Source organism: Psychrobacillus sp. FSL H8-0487, assembly GCF_038008385.1.
GTDB classification, from domain to species: domain Bacteria; phylum Bacillota; class Bacilli; order Bacillales_A; family Planococcaceae; genus Psychrobacillus; species Psychrobacillus psychrotolerans.
In genome coordinates, this window is sequence record NZ_JBBOZA010000001.1 from 152,592 (window position 1) to 166,658 (window position 14,067).

At 36.0% G+C, this 14,067-nt stretch carries 18 protein-coding genes; 13 read left to right on the forward strand and 5 right to left on the reverse strand.

Annotated features, from left to right (window positions below; translation table 11 throughout):
* Positions 1–47 precede the first annotated feature (47 nt).
* The 5 genes from MHI47_RS00770 (at position 48) to MHI47_RS00790 (ending at position 4,253) form a co-directional block, all read left to right on the forward strand.
* The gene (locus MHI47_RS00770) at positions 48–887 is read left to right on the forward strand and encodes a MerR family transcriptional regulator (RefSeq protein WP_340767914.1); all 840 of its coding nucleotides are present in this window, start codon (positions 48–50) and stop codon (positions 885–887) included.
* A 66-nt stretch (positions 888–953) separates the two neighbouring features.
* On the forward strand, positions 954–2,141 hold the full coding sequence (locus MHI47_RS00775; RefSeq protein ID WP_340761128.1) for an MFS transporter: 1,188 nt from the start codon (positions 954–956) through the stop codon (positions 2,139–2,141).
* Positions 2,142–2,261: 120 nt separating this feature from the next.
* Entirely contained in the window at positions 2,262–3,083 is an 822-nt protein-coding gene (locus tag MHI47_RS00780; protein WP_340829029.1) for a phytoene/squalene synthase family protein, read from the forward strand.
* Positions 3,084–3,158: 75 nt separating this feature from the next.
* Entirely contained in the window at positions 3,159–3,665 is a 507-nt protein-coding gene (locus MHI47_RS00785; RefSeq protein ID WP_093536608.1) for a ferritin, read from the forward strand.
* 162 nt (positions 3,666–3,827) lie between these two features.
* Positions 3,828–4,253, forward strand: coding sequence for a GatB/YqeY domain-containing protein (locus MHI47_RS00790; protein ID WP_093536606.1), 426 nt, complete (start codon positions 3,828–3,830; stop codon positions 4,251–4,253).
* 151 nt (positions 4,254–4,404) lie between these two features.
* Here the strand turns inward: MHI47_RS00790 and MHI47_RS00795 are convergent, their stop codons facing one another.
* A complete protein-coding gene (locus tag MHI47_RS00795) occupies positions 4,405–5,598 on the reverse strand; it encodes a class I SAM-dependent rRNA methyltransferase (protein WP_340767916.1) in 1,194 nt (397 codons plus the stop codon).
* 110 nt (positions 5,599–5,708) lie between these two features.
* Here MHI47_RS00795 and MHI47_RS00800 point away from each other — a divergent pair, with 110 nt between their 5' ends.
* Together MHI47_RS00800 and recQ are read left to right on the forward strand one after the other, a co-directional pair.
* Positions 5,709–5,942, forward strand: a complete 234-nt coding sequence (locus MHI47_RS00800; protein ID WP_340767917.1) for a hypothetical protein — start codon at positions 5,709–5,711, stop codon at positions 5,940–5,942.
* Between the two features lie 37 nt (positions 5,943–5,979).
* Positions 5,980–7,746, forward strand: a complete 1,767-nt coding sequence (gene recQ, locus MHI47_RS00805; RefSeq protein ID WP_093536600.1) for a DNA helicase RecQ — start codon at positions 5,980–5,982, stop codon at positions 7,744–7,746.
* On the opposite strand, the gene MHI47_RS00810 is transcribed toward recQ, so the two are convergent.
* A complete protein-coding gene (locus tag MHI47_RS00810; protein WP_093536598.1) occupies positions 7,731–7,952 on the reverse strand; it encodes a DUF2187 family protein in 222 nt (73 codons plus the stop codon). The two genes, recQ and MHI47_RS00810, sit on opposite strands and share 16 nt — an antisense overlap.
* A 202-nt stretch (positions 7,953–8,154) precedes the next feature.
* Here MHI47_RS00810 and MHI47_RS00815 point away from each other — a divergent pair, with 202 nt between their 5' ends.
* Positions 8,155–8,454, forward strand: coding sequence for a cupin domain-containing protein (locus MHI47_RS00815; protein ID WP_340767918.1), 300 nt, complete (start codon positions 8,155–8,157; stop codon positions 8,452–8,454).
* A 13-nt stretch (positions 8,455–8,467) separates the two neighbouring features.
* Positions 8,468–9,907 (forward strand): DEAD/DEAH box helicase, encoded by a 1,440-nt coding sequence (locus MHI47_RS00820; RefSeq protein WP_093536594.1) that lies wholly within the window; start codon positions 8,468–8,470, stop codon positions 9,905–9,907.
* A gap of 238 nt (positions 9,908–10,145) precedes the next feature.
* Here MHI47_RS00820 and MHI47_RS00825 read toward each other — a convergent pair whose 3' ends face one another.
* Positions 10,146–10,586: an NUDIX hydrolase gene (locus MHI47_RS00825; protein WP_093536592.1), complete on the reverse strand. Its 441-nt coding sequence runs from the start codon at positions 10,584–10,586 to the stop codon at positions 10,146–10,148.
* Positions 10,587–10,722: 136 nt separating this feature from the next.
* Here MHI47_RS00825 and MHI47_RS00830 point away from each other — a divergent pair, with 136 nt between their 5' ends.
* The 4 genes from MHI47_RS00830 (at position 10,723) to MHI47_RS00845 (ending at position 13,457) form a co-directional block, all read left to right on the forward strand.
* On the forward strand, positions 10,723–11,802 hold the full coding sequence (locus MHI47_RS00830; RefSeq protein WP_340767921.1) for an AI-2E family transporter: 1,080 nt from the start codon (positions 10,723–10,725) through the stop codon (positions 11,800–11,802).
* A gap of 13 nt (positions 11,803–11,815) precedes the next feature.
* Positions 11,816–12,280, forward strand: coding sequence for a PH domain-containing protein (locus MHI47_RS00835; RefSeq protein WP_340761140.1), 465 nt, complete (start codon positions 11,816–11,818; stop codon positions 12,278–12,280).
* Between the two features lie 92 nt (positions 12,281–12,372).
* On the forward strand, positions 12,373–12,759 hold the full coding sequence (locus MHI47_RS00840) for a DnaJ family domain-containing protein (protein ID WP_093536586.1): 387 nt from the start codon (positions 12,373–12,375) through the stop codon (positions 12,757–12,759).
* A gap of 158 nt (positions 12,760–12,917) precedes the next feature.
* Positions 12,918–13,457 carry a biotin transporter BioY gene (locus MHI47_RS00845; RefSeq protein ID WP_093536584.1) on the forward strand — a complete coding sequence of 180 codons (540 nt, stop codon included), beginning with the start codon at positions 12,918–12,920 and terminating at the stop codon, positions 13,455–13,457.
* Positions 13,458–13,526: 69 nt separating this feature from the next.
* Here the strand turns inward: MHI47_RS00845 and MHI47_RS00850 are convergent, their stop codons facing one another.
* The gene (locus tag MHI47_RS00850) at positions 13,527–13,736 is read right to left on the reverse strand and encodes a hypothetical protein (protein WP_093536582.1); all 210 of its coding nucleotides are present in this window, start codon (positions 13,734–13,736) and stop codon (positions 13,527–13,529) included.
* Entirely contained in the window at positions 13,729–14,040 is a 312-nt protein-coding gene (locus MHI47_RS00855; protein WP_093536580.1) for a DUF3243 domain-containing protein, read from the reverse strand. The genes MHI47_RS00850 and MHI47_RS00855 overlap by 8 nt, the downstream gene beginning before the upstream one ends.
* Positions 14,041–14,067 lie beyond the last annotated feature (27 nt).

The following is a 14,067-nucleotide window of genomic DNA, read 5'->3' on the forward strand; positions in this document are numbered from 1 at the left end:
TAAATAGGATAGCTTTTATTAGAGCTTAATAAACGGAGGAAATGATTTTGAAAGTTCATTACTTAACGATAGGGGAAGTAGCAAAGCTAAGCAATATATCGGTTCAAACTTTACGATACTATGATCAGATTAATTTGTTTAAACCTTTCGAGATAAATACGAGCAATAATTATAGGTATTATCAAAATACGCAATTATATTATTTAGACATTATTAAATCATTAAAGTACCTTGGATTATCGCTAGAAGAGGTTAAATCAGTCTTAAAGTTAAAGCCTGAAGAACTAGTTATATATTTAGAAACCCAAGAGAAAAGAATTGAGGAACAATTTCAAAGGCTCCATAATACGAAGCGGGTATTACAGCGCAAAAAAGAGCAAATACAATCTTTCGTGCTGGAACCAAATATGATGACGGTTAGCAAAAAGAACTTACCGGCACAAAAAATAGTGAAGATTAAAACCTATAATATGAAGGTCGATGATATTCCAAATAGGGAGTTTGGTCGTATTAGTAAAGTGTTAGAAGATGAAGGTAGCATATTTGATACATTGTATGGTGGAGCGTTTTCCTTCCAAAAATATGAATTTTTAAATGATATAAACTATGATTATTTTTTTGCATATATCGTAACGGATAAGGATTTTGAAGAAAAATATGAAGATGTGGAAATTAGTGTGTTACCTGCTGGAGAATACCTTAGCATTTCATTTGTTTTGGAAGACAATGAATATGTGGAATGCTACCAAAAGTTAATCGACTATATAGAGAAACACCAAGTAGTAATAGATCCCATTGTATATGACGTGTGGATGCCGATAAATTATTCGGCTTCCAAGGAAGATGAATTTTTAGTAGAACTCAAAATACCTATTCAAACTACTTGACCCTATAGTTACTATAGGGTTTATTTTTATTTATATGCTGAGTAAGAATTATAAGGAGTTTTAAAGATGGGTTCGCAAAAAAGTGGTTTAAATAAAGTAATTTATCTAGTTTTAGTAAATTTGTTTATTGTATTTTTAGGTATAGGATTAATTATTCCAGTGATGCCAACATTAATGCGTGAGATGAGCTTAGAAGGCTCTACGATGGGCTATTTAGTTGCGGCTTTTGCATTTGCACAGTTGTTAGTCTCTCCAATTGCAGGTAGATGGGTAGATTCGATTGGTCGTAAAAAGATGATTGTCATTGGTATGTTCATATTTGGGGCATCGGAAATGCTCTTCGGTCTTGGACAAGATGTGAAGGTATTGTATATGTCTAGAATATTGGGAGGAATTAGTGCGGCATTCATCATGCCAGCTGTAACGGCTTTTGTTGCCGATGTTACTACCTTAAGGGAAAGGCCAAAAGCGATGGGCTATGTGGCTGCAGCAATCAGTGCTGGATTTATCATCGGGCCAGGAATCGGCGGATTCTTAGCGGAACATGGAACGAGACTTCCCTTTTTTGTTGCTGCAGGTCTTGGAATTTTAGGTGGAGTATTTTCACTTATTATTTTGAAGGAGCCTGAAAGAGCTCATATAGAAAGCGAAGGAGAACCAGTTAAACCACGTTTTCGTAAAGTATTGGAACCAATTTATTTGATACCGATGATTATCATTTTAGTATCTAGCTTTGGCTTAGCGGCCTTTGAAACAGTATATTCGCTTTTTGTAGATCACAAATACGGATTTACACCAAAGGATATTGCGCTAATCATTACGGTAAGTGGTGTTCTAGGAATTATATTCCAAGTGCTAACTTTCGATCGTATTGTAGGTAAAATAGGAGAAATTCGGTTGATTCAAATTTGTATAGGTGTATCAACGATTTTCATTTTTGCCATGATAAAGGTTTCTGCCTACTGGTCTATATTGCTCGTAACTTTTGTGATTTTCTTGCTGTTCGACTTAATGAGACCAGCGCTGACAACTTATCTATCCAAAATTGCTGGTAATGATCAAGGCTTTGTTGGAGGACTAAACTCTACGTTTACGAGTATAGGTAATATTATTGGTCCAAGTATTGCAGGTATACTGTTTGACGTGCATATTGATTATCCATATGTATTAGCAATGGTCATACTAGCGATTAGCTTTGTAATTTCATTGTTTTGGAAGAAACAAAAGCCAGTTTTTAAGGAAACAGCTGAATAAAGCTACTGTGGCTTTTAGCATTGTACTCATCAAAATGGGAGTCATTTTATCTTTTAGTAAAAATCCTATACAATAGAGTATATAGGATTTAACGTGAATCATTGAAACGGAGGACTAGTCGTGCATGATGTAGCAAAGTTACAAAAAGAAGCGATGGACATGCTAAAGAAAACAAGTAGAACTTTTTATATTCCAATTACTTTTTTAGAATCTAAACTGAAAAAGGCGGTTGCCTCTGCTTATTTATGTATGCGTGCGATAGATGAGATTGAAGATCATGAGTCATTAGGTGCACAAGAGAAACAAGAACTGTTACTTGCTACTAGCAAGATGCTTAAAAATGGGTTTGATAAGAAGCTATATGAACAGCTAGTTGAACCATTTCAGGAAATTCTTCCACCTGTATCGTTAAGACTTGGCGACTGGCTAGAAATTTGCCCGGATGATTTAGTAGAAAAAGTAAAAGATTCAACGAGTGAGATGGCAGAAGGAATGGCTAAATGGGTAGGTAAGAACTGGCAAGTGAAGACGAAAGAAGACCTCGATGAGTATACCTACTACGTAGCTGGTCTTGTGGGAGTGATGCTTTCGGATTTATGGAAGTGGAGCGCAGACATTGACACAGACCGTGATTTAGCAATTGCATATGGACGAGGACTCCAAGCAGTGAATATATTGCGAAACAAAGATGAAGATAGCGAACGAGGTGTACAATTCTTCCCAGAAGGTTGGACAAGAGCGGATATGTTCGAGTATGCGGAAAGTAATTTAGCTCAAGCTGATGAGTATGTCAAGAGTATCGACAGTAAAAGTATATTGTTATTCTGCAAACTACCTCTTGCACTTGCACACAAAACACTAAAAGCACTGAAGAGCGGGAAAGAAAAAATGACTCGATCGGAAGTAGAGCAAACTGTTGAGGAAGTACAAGCAGAGGTGTAAGGTCGTATTTAATATGGATAAAGCTGTATACTAAAAGATGAAATGAAATATTTCTACTATGAGAGGAGTTTTACTATGTTATCAAAAAAATTACATGAAGCATTAAACGATCAAATGAACTTTGAGTTTTATTCTGCACATACATACCTTGCAGCAGCTGCATATTGTACGGCTGAAGCATACGATGGATTTGCTAATTTCTTTTTAGTTCAGGCAGAAGAAGAACGTTTCCATGCCATGAAATTTTATAACTTTTTAAGTGATTTGGGATACCGAGCTACAATTGATGGTTTTGACAAACCGGGTAATGAATTTACTTCGACTTTAGATGTTTTTGAGACTTCCTTAAAACATGAAAAAGAAGTGACGCGTCGTATTTATCATCTTTCTGATATTGCATTAGATGAGCGTGAACATGCAACGATGGCATTCTTAAAATGGTTCATTGATGAGCAAGTGGAGGAAGAGGCTTCATTTGATACACTGATTAACAAAATTAAACGCATTGAAAATGATTCCAATGCTATGTTTATGTTGGATTCTGAGCTAGCATCCAGATCATTCACACCAGACGAAGCTTAATAAGTAGCTTCGAGAGTTGGTTCTAAGTCTAATATAACGTTATTAAAAGGCTCTAATATTCTGAAGTTTACTTCGGTTATTTGGAGCTTTTCTTCCATAAAAGTAGAGTTCTTTTTGAGAGGTTTAAGTTATATATCAAAAGATAAAGGGAGGAATAAAAGAATGCTGAAAACAATTGTATTCGACCAAATAAAACGCGCGATGAAAGAAAAAGATGTGCTAGCAAAGGGAGTATTAACTATTCTCAAGTCTGCGTTAGATAGTGCAGAAAAAGAAAAAGGTTCTGCCCTTTCGCCCGAAGAAGAAATTGCTATTGTAAATAGAGAAGTAAAACAAACAAACCAAGCATTAGATGGTGCAAAAGCAGCTAATCGTGAAGATTTAATAGAAAAAGAAAATGCAAAACTAAAATTACTAGCAAGCTTCTTGCCTACCCAATTAAGTGAAGAAGAAATAGTAACACTTTTAACGGAAGCTGGAGTCGTAAAAGGAATGAACATGGGAGATGCCATGAAAATCGCTAAACCAATACTTACAGGAAAAACAGATGGATCCACCATGTCCAAAGTAGTGAAAAGTATAATTTAAAGCGTATCAACGCCATTAGATTACTAAAAAAGAGAGGTTGGTTGTGACGTTCGTCACGACCAACCTCTCTAAAATTCATGGTGAAATTTCTGTTCACAGTACTCGATAGGAAATAAAGAACACTTAACGCTTTTCTTTCCGATGTTCTACCTTACTTTGCTCGTATAAATAGAACTTTTAAGTAATTACCTTCTTTAAAAAGTGGAGAGGTTCTAAAATCGGTTGGAAGAGAGAACTCTTCCTCAACTGTATATTTTCGGTTGCATTCTTTAAAAGCTTTCTCTACAAATGTTTTGAACTTCTTCATCCCAAACGTGGCATTATTAGTAGAAGCGACAATGACACCATTTTTTTCTGTAATATTAATGGCATCTATAAGCAGTTTAGTATAATCCTTGGCAGAACTAAACGTATACTTTTTAGAACGAGCAAAACTAGGTGGATCGAGAATAACCATATCAAAGGATAATTCTTTACGTTTCGCATACTTGAAGTAATCAAATACATCCATCACAATAATATCTTGTTGTGCTACATCGATTCCATTTACTTCAAATTGTTCCGTCGTCTTACTTAAGCTTCTTTTAGCAAGATCTACACTTGTTGTCTTCGTAGCACCACCAACTGCAGCAAATACAGAGAAAGCTCCAGTATACGAAAAGGTGTTTAATACCGTTTTCCCTTTTGAATAATTATCTCGAATTGTTTTACGAACATCACGTTGATCTAAAAACACTCCAACCATTGCCCCATCATTTAAGTAAATAGCAAAGTTTTGCCCATTTTCTTTTACAAGAAGAGGGAACTCTCCGCGTTCACCTTTAACAAAATCATCGTCTTCCACATACTGTCCTTTCGTATCAAAACGTTTCTTTTCATAAATACCTTTATAGGGAGTGGAAGCTTCTAGGGCTTCTAAAATGATTTTTTTAAAGGAATAAATTCCCTCACTATACCAGCTGACTAAATAGTATCCATCAAAATAGTCAATGATTAAACCACCGATACCGTCTCCTTCCCCATTAAATACACGAAAGGCTGTTGTATCGGCATTATGATAATAGTCGTCACGGTGTTTAATCGCCGTAGCTATTTTTTTTTGGAAAAATGACTGATCAATTTTCTCGTTTTCATTTTTTGTTAGGAGCCAGCCAAGTCCTTTGTTTTGTTTTCCAACATAGCCTTTTCCGATAAACTGGCCAGCAGCATTTTGAATTTTTAGTATAGATCCTTCTTCAAGAGACTCTGGTTCTAGGAAACCGTCTTTCATCAATATCGGAACACCTTTTTGTAATTCTTGAGCAAGTGTTTCAGTTACTTTAATATCGAATTCATTTTGTGTCATTTTATTCATCCTTATATGTTTTTTATATATTATCTCATACGTCTTGGTAAAAACCCTTGATAGTCTTATGGTACAATATACTATACATGCGCAGAGGAAGGAAGTTTGCAATGAAAAAGTCAAAATTAATCCCACCAATTATGATTGTTGTGGCGGTGCTGGCAACTATTATTTTAAACCAAGAAGAATATTCGGAAGTAACCATTATAAACAAAATACTTATTATTGTAGGAGCAGCTGTTTTATCTTCCGTAATTGGTTATTTCCTGCTAGGAACAGACGTAGATAAAGTGGATCCAAAACCAACTAATAACGTAGTAAATAAAACTAATAAGAAAAAATAGAGGCTTTACTTTCTCAAAAATGATTGGAGTGACCTAAGTGTTAGATAAAGCACGGCAATTATTACAAACTTACTTTGGATATGATTCCTTTCGTGAGGGACAAGAAACAGTTATTAACTATGTACTAGATGAGAACTCTAGCCTTTGTGTAATGCCTACAGGGGGAGGGAAGTCTCTATGTTACCAAATCCCCGCACTTATGCTAGAAGGCACTACGATTGTCATTTCTCCTCTAATCTCCCTTATGAAAGACCAGGTGGATACTTTAATTCAGGCTGGGATCCCTGCAACCTTCATAAACAGTACATTAACTGCAGAAGAAGTGAGACAAACAATGGAGGAAGTACAAAATGGCCAATATCGGTTACTTTATATAGCTCCAGAGCGTCTAGAATCTCCCAACTTTTTAAACCAATTAAAAAAAGTTAAAGTTCCTTTAATAGCAGTGGATGAAGCACATTGTATTTCTCAATGGGGTCATGATTTCCGTCCAAGTTACCGGGCTATTCATCGATTAAAGGAAGTATTTACAGAGCAGCCAACAGTACTTGCCCTAACAGCTACCGCAACGCCAGCCGTACGAGATGATATTTGCCGATTGTTACAAATTCAAGAAGATAATACAGTTATTACGGGATTTGCACGATCAAATTTAGCTTTTTCGGTCGTACTTGGACAGGATAAAAATAAGTTTTTAAAAGAATTTATTAAAAAAAATGCCAGCGAAGTAGGCATTATCTATGCTGCAACTAGAAAAACAGTGGATTTGTTATATGATCTATTAAATAAGGCGGGAATTGAGACGGCAAAGTATCATGCCGGGCTGCCAGAGAGTTTTCGAAACAGTGAACAAGAACGTTTCTTAACAGATGAAGCGCAAGTAATGGTTGCAACCAATGCATTTGGTATGGGGATTGATAAATCCAATGTACGCTACGTAATTCATTATCAGTTGCCAAAGAATATGGAAAGCTATTATCAGGAAGCTGGAAGAGCAGGGCGAGATGGCTTACCAAGTGAATGTGTAGTTTTGTATGCATCACAAGATGTTCAAACGCAACGATTCTTAATAGATCAAGCAATGGACCGTGATCGAATTCCTCAGGAACTAGAAAAACTGCAGGGAATGGTGGATTACTGTCACACAGAAAACTGTTTGCAACAATTTATAGTTACTTATTTTGGAGAGCCAGATGCTCCTAAATGTGGCAGATGTGGAAATTGCACTGATTCAAGAGAAGTACAAGATGTAACAAAAGAGGTTCAAATGGTTCTTTCATGTGTGGTTAGAATGGGGCAAAGATTTGGAAAGACGATGACTGCTCAAGTATTGACTGGTTCTGAGAACAAAAAAGTAATCGATTTTGGTTTTACGAAGTTATCAACTTATGGAATATTAAAGGGTAAATCATTAAAGGAAGTTTCTGGACTAATGGAGTTTATGATTGCAGAAGGGTTTCTTTCAGTGAAGCACGGTAGTTTGCCAACCATTTATGTATCTGATGCTGGAAAAGAAGTATTGTTGGGGAATAAAAGAGTGGAACGTAAAGGTGTAACGGTGACGAAACAAATTGCGAAGAGTGATCCATTGTTCGAAAGACTAAGAATACTTCGGAAAAAAATTGCGGACGAAGCTGGTGTACCACCATTTGTTATTTTTTCTGATAAGACTCTGCAGCATATGTGTGCAGAGCGCCCGCAAACCGAAGAACAATTATTAGAAATTCACGGAATCGGTGAAAACAAACGAGAAAAATATGGACAAGTTTTTCTCGAGGAAATTCACAATTATACTATCGTGTAGTTTTTATGAGATACTACTGTAAGATTAGAAGGTACATTAATCTTTTTGGCATCTTCAGTAGAGATTTCGACAATTACTGATTGCTCTAGAATTTTAAAAATAGTACCTTGAACTTCGTGATCATTACGAGTGAAAGAGATCTTCTCATCAATTTTCCTAGCTGCCACAAAGGGGGAAACTTCCTTAGGTTGTCGTTGAAAACTCATGTGTATGCCTCTTTTCTAGTTTTATTCCGCATTAGCGATAGTTTAATTATACCATAGATTAGGGTTGAAAATCTGTAAAAGAGATTATTAAAACTCGAATACAAGGGAATGACGTCGAATATTTTTGATATATTGGAGAAACTAAGTATATGATAGGGTTAACAGATTTGTTTGGAACCAATATGAATGGGAGGAACGTCAGATGAATTTAATCGGAACACCTTATGTATTGGACGAAAAAGAAAAACAAATTACGACCGTTATTAAAGAAGAAGATTTTGATATCATGAATATTCAATTGCGTGCTGGGGAAGAAGTAAAAGAACATCATGCTAATGCAAATGTATTGATTGTTGTTAGAAAAGGGAAAGTACAGTTTACGGTAGAAGGTGTGGAGCATACTGTAACGACTGGGACCATCTTGCATATGAAACCATTGGAAAAGCATGCCTTAAAAGCATTAGAAGATTCGGATATAGTTGTAACTAAAATAAGTTTGTAAGAGGAGATTATGCATAGTGCATTTTAAAGAGTTTAAGTTAGATGAGAAAATTTTACGTGCCATTGAACAATTAGGCTACACAGAGCCAACAGAAGTGCAACAGAAGGTAATACCAGTAGTTTTGGAAAAACAGGACGTATTAGTGAAATCTAAAACCGGCAGTGGAAAAACAGCTTCTTTTGCTACACCATTATGTGAGCTTGTAGACTGGGAGGAAAACAAACCTCAAGCATTAGTGCTAACACCTACAAGAGAGCTTGCTGTTCAGGTTCAAGAGGATATTACCAATATTGGCCGTTATAAACGTATAAAAGGGTTAGCTCTTTACGGAAAGTCACCTTTTGCTAGACAAAAGTTAGCTTTAAAGCAAAAAACGCATGTGATTGTAGGTACTCCAGGTAGAGTACTAGACCATATCGAAAAAGGAACGTTAGATGTATCTAAGATGGAATATCTAGTTATTGATGAAGCAGATGAAATGCTGAATATGGGCTTTTTAGAACAAGTAGAATCTATTATTAAATTACTTCCAAAAGCTCGTACAACAATGCTATTTTCAGCAACTCTTTCTGACCAAATAAAAAAATTAAGTACAAAGTATATGAAACAAGCAGTATCCATTGAAATTGATGCATCGGAAGAAAATGCTCCAGACATTGAACATGTGAAGTATGTTGTAGTTGAGGAGTTAAAGCTTTCATTACTAGAGAAGCTAACAATTGTGGAGAACCCAGACAGTTGTATTATCTTCTGTCGTACAAAAGAACGCGTAGAACAACTAGTAGATGTGTTAGATGAAAAAGGATATACCGCTGACAAAATACATGGTGGGATGATGCAAGAGGATCGCTTCGAGGTAATGGATGATTTCCGAAAAGGGGAATTCCGTTATCTAATTGCTACGGATGTGGCCGCTCGTGGGATTGATATTGATGATATTACTCATGTAATACATTATGATGTTCCATTAGAGGAAGAAAGCTATGTACATCGTACTGGTAGAACAGGTCGCGCAGGGCGAAGTGGTAAATCGATAATGTTAGCAACTCCTTTTGAAGATAAGTTTGTAAGAGGAATCGAATCATTTATCGGCTTCGAAATTTCCACAGCATCAGAACCTACTAAAGAAGAGATAGTAAAAAGTCGTGCTGCATTTGATGTGAAAATGCAGGAGCAACCCGAGGCTAAAAAATCTAAGGGTGAGCAACTAAACGCCAATATTACTAAACTATATTTCAATGGTGGTAAGAAAAAGAAAATCCGTGCCGTCGATTTTGTTGGAACCATTGCAAAAATTGAAGGAATCACTGCAGATGATATTGGAATTATTACGATTCAAGACACAGTATCCTATGTAGAAATTTTAAACGGTAAAGGCTCGCTTGTATTGAAAAATATGAGAAATACAACAGTCAAAGGTAAATTACTAAAAGTGCATATTGCCAACAAATAAAGAAGAGGCTTTCCAATGGGAAGCCTCTTTTATTGCATTCCACTATCATTCGAAAAAATTATCCCTTTTGCTAGTAAAATGTAGTAATGCAAAAGTAAATATAGACTTAAAAGTAACATCCCAAAGACCGTTAGTATTCTACAAACAGAAGCTAGTAAACTATACATGAGCACAAGTAAAATCCAAATTGTAGCTTATTACTTTGACACAAGGAACTACCGGAACTTTCCTATAAGTACTAAAGTAAAGCATCCTCAATAAACTTTCGATAACTCTCCATAATTCCATTAGGCAATTGTGTAGGAGGATAAAACTGAAGACTAATGGATTCAACATCATCTGCTAAAACTTCTCCGCTATATTCTGATGTTTTGAAAACTGCAGAAACGGAGTAAAATTTATCGCCGTTCGGGTTTTCAATATAATAGTCTGGGCCAGAATATACATTACAGAGTTGTAGTTTCCCTACAAGTAGAGCAGTTTCTTCCAGTACTTCACGTCTGGCTGTATCCTCAAAACTTTCACCGAGTTCCATTAGACCTCCAGGTAGACCGTAAATACCTGGTTCACGTTCTTGCAGTAATATTTCACCTTTATCGTTCAATATAAGCACATTAGAGCCAGGTAATATTAGAGGTTGATGTCCTACATATTGTCTTAGCTGTTTGTAGTATTCCATGTAAAATCATCCTTCCGATAATAATTGTAAAAGTGTAACTTAAATAATGGTACGATATGTATTAATAATTGAAACTTTCAATTAGGAAAAAACGTAAAACATAGTACTTATTAATAATAGAGGAAGTGAGCATCACATGACAAAGAAACTGTGGTTTCAAACAGGAGTAGCAATACTACTGACGCTAGTTATTATACGCATGTTCATGGAAGTCAAAAGTATTTTTTCACCGCTTTTGATCATTGGACAAACAATATTCTTACCATTACTTTTAGGTGGTGTTCTTTTTTATCTGTCACGTCCATTATTAAAATGGTTAGAATCAGTTAAATTCCCGAGATGGGCAAGTATTCTATCGGTATTTGCTGTTATTGGCTTAATAGGCTGGCTTTTTTATGCACTAATTGGTCCGCCACTCACCAAGCAGGTGAACAACTTAGTTAAAAACACTCCAGAAATAGTAGAAGACGTGGAGCAGTTTACAAAATATGCGCTATCTCAAAAAGATCTTTTACCAGAGACACTACAAGATACAGTGGATGATGCAACAGGGAAGATTAACGATATAGCTGTTTCAGCTGGTTCGTTGCTTTTCAAATTCATTCAAGGTGTGTTCCAAGGTATCTTTGTACTTGTACTTGTGCCGTTTTTCCTTGTCTATATGTTAAAAGACCATGAAAAGTTTGCACCCTTCGTTTCTAGTTTTGCTAAAGGGGAGAAAAAGACCTGGATTCGTAAGACTTTAGCAGATATTGATGATACATTGCGCTCATATATTCAAGGTCAATTATTTGTCAGCTTTTTAGTTGGATTAATGTTGCTGATTGGCTATTTTGCTATTGGATTAGAATATGCCTTATTACTAGCAATATTTGGAATGATGATGAATGTTATCCCGTTTTTAGGGCCCTATATTTCGGTGATACCAGCGATAATCATTGCCCTTACTCAAGAACCAAAGTTGGCAATTTATGTAGCAATTATTATGTTAGTGGCACAACAGATTGAAAGTAATTTCATCACACCGAATGTTATGGGGAAATCCTTAGATATTCATCCATTGACGGTCATTACAGTTATTTTGGCAGCGGGGAATATCGCAGGGTTATGGGGAATTATATTAGCTATTCCTACCTATGCAGTGATAAAGGTTATTTTAAAAAATATCTATGCTAACCGAGTGGGGATAAAGGATGCTGCTACAAAGTCAGTGTAGGAGGTAGAATTGGATGAAATTCCGTTCGAAAATGGATAGGACGTTTAAGATGATGATGTCGGTTGCGCTAGTTATTATTGCGTTAGCGATAATGTGGCCAGTAGCATACGAATTGTTCTATACAAATTCACCTGATTATTTGGCTATTTGGATTATGATTGCTTTATTTTTAGTATGTACCGGTTTTCTCATATGGATTTCTTTTGACATTCATTACATATTTTACGATGACTATTTATATGTCAAAGGAGGTCCTTTTCGAAGTAAAATAAAGTATAAGGATATGACGAAGGTAAATAAATCATCGAATATATTAGTGGGCTATCGTATTCTTTCCTCCAAGGATGCACTGGAAATTCATTATAAAAACTCGTTAATGGGGAGTATAATAATTTCTCCAGACAATCAGGAACAGTTTTTACAATTATTATTACAAAAGGCGCCACATGCTACCTCTAATGTAATACCTCACGTATAGCTAGCGTTGGGGGCAGTAGATGATCGCACTTGCATAGTATATTATTAATGGCATTCCAAGATGAAATCAATCATTCAGGGAAGAGGTGCATTATGGATAATGATAGCTTCAATAAGCCAAGTAATGACTTGATAGGGGATATTCTTAAAGAGTATTCGAAGACAGGTGGCATGGACAACTTAAAGGGCGCGGGGAAGCCAATATCGGAGGAATACTTAACCGGTGATATCTTTCAACACTTCCAAAAAATTGCGAAGGATGCTGGATATAAACCACACTGGTTAAAGCTTCAGCATGAGATAAGGGACGAACTGCATGATATTGCGAAAAATTATTTAAATGGTGAAAAAGAAGGACTACAATTTAGGGTAACAAAGGTAAATGATAAAATAATGCAGTACAATAAAGCATGTCCACCACCTATGCAAAAAGGATTGGTGAGATTAGAAACAATAGATTCCGCCGCTAGCAGATGGTAATAATAACTAAGCCACAATCCTCTGGATTGCGGCTTTTTTTAGCGTTAACGTACTTCTTAAATAATTGTATTGACGGAAGTTCTATTTCTTATTAAAATACAAATGAGTTAACATTAAAATTAAATTAGGTTAACTCATTTATTAAGGGGGAAACTTTTATGAGAAATGAACGTTTAAAAATGATGATTGTAGCCGCATTGTTTGCAGCTATCATAGCAGTTGCTGCACAAATCATGATTAATGTTCCACCTGTACCATTTACATTAATGACAATTGCGGTAATGCTAACAGCAACTATATTAGGGGCTAAGTATGGAACTCTTGCAGTAACGGTATATGTATTAATGGGCGTAATTGGAATTCCAGTATTTGCTGGGATGAAAGGTGGATTTGGTATTGTACTTGGACCGACAGGTGGATACCTGTTAGCAATAATACCTGCTGCGCTATTTGTCGGGTGGTATTTGGATACTTTTAAGTATTCGAGGATGCAAGCAATTATCGCAAATATCATAGCCGTATTTATCATACTAATACTTGGTTCTATTTGGTTGAAAATAGTAGCTGAACTTCCTTGGGATGCAGCGTTTAAAGGAGGAATGCTACCATTTATCCTTCCCGACCTTGCAAAAGCGGTTGTTGCTGCACTAATAGGCATTATTATTCGGACAAGACTGGTAGCGGCAAAACTAATATAAGCTTCTGTGTAAAGTCATTGTATAAAAAAAGCACTTGCTCCTAGTGGGATAGTGGAGCAAGTGTTTTTCTTATTTGGGGTATCGTTCTGAACTAAGTGAACGATTTTTTGTGTGGTTGTGGTCTTTTTCATCTAGAAATTCAATATTTATATCCTCGACAGGAAGGGCATCTACAGTTTGCATGTCTTCATGCATATCAAATAGGCTTTCCTTAGTGGTACGTACTCCATCGGGATTGTCAAGGATCCTTCCAGTTGCTTCCTTACGAATATCAGCCATTTTTAACCATGTTTAAAAGCATATGACTAAGGGCTTGTTGCTGCTCTTTGTCTCCACTTTTCCACAATTGTTGAAGAACATGTTCTTCTCGGTTGCGTGGTTCTTCGTGGTTGGCTAAATAACCAGCAACTTTTTCAGTAGCTTTAGCTAATGTTTCATCACTAAGTCCCATTTTTTCACCGGCTGCAACTTTTCCAGATAAATACGATTTAAAGTTAGAAAAATTTTGTAGAATTTGTTCTTTTTCTTCTTGACCAATACTATCAAGCTTAGCATCGACACGCTCATCTATATTGTTTCCCAATCTTCCTCACTCCTTTTTTATTGAACT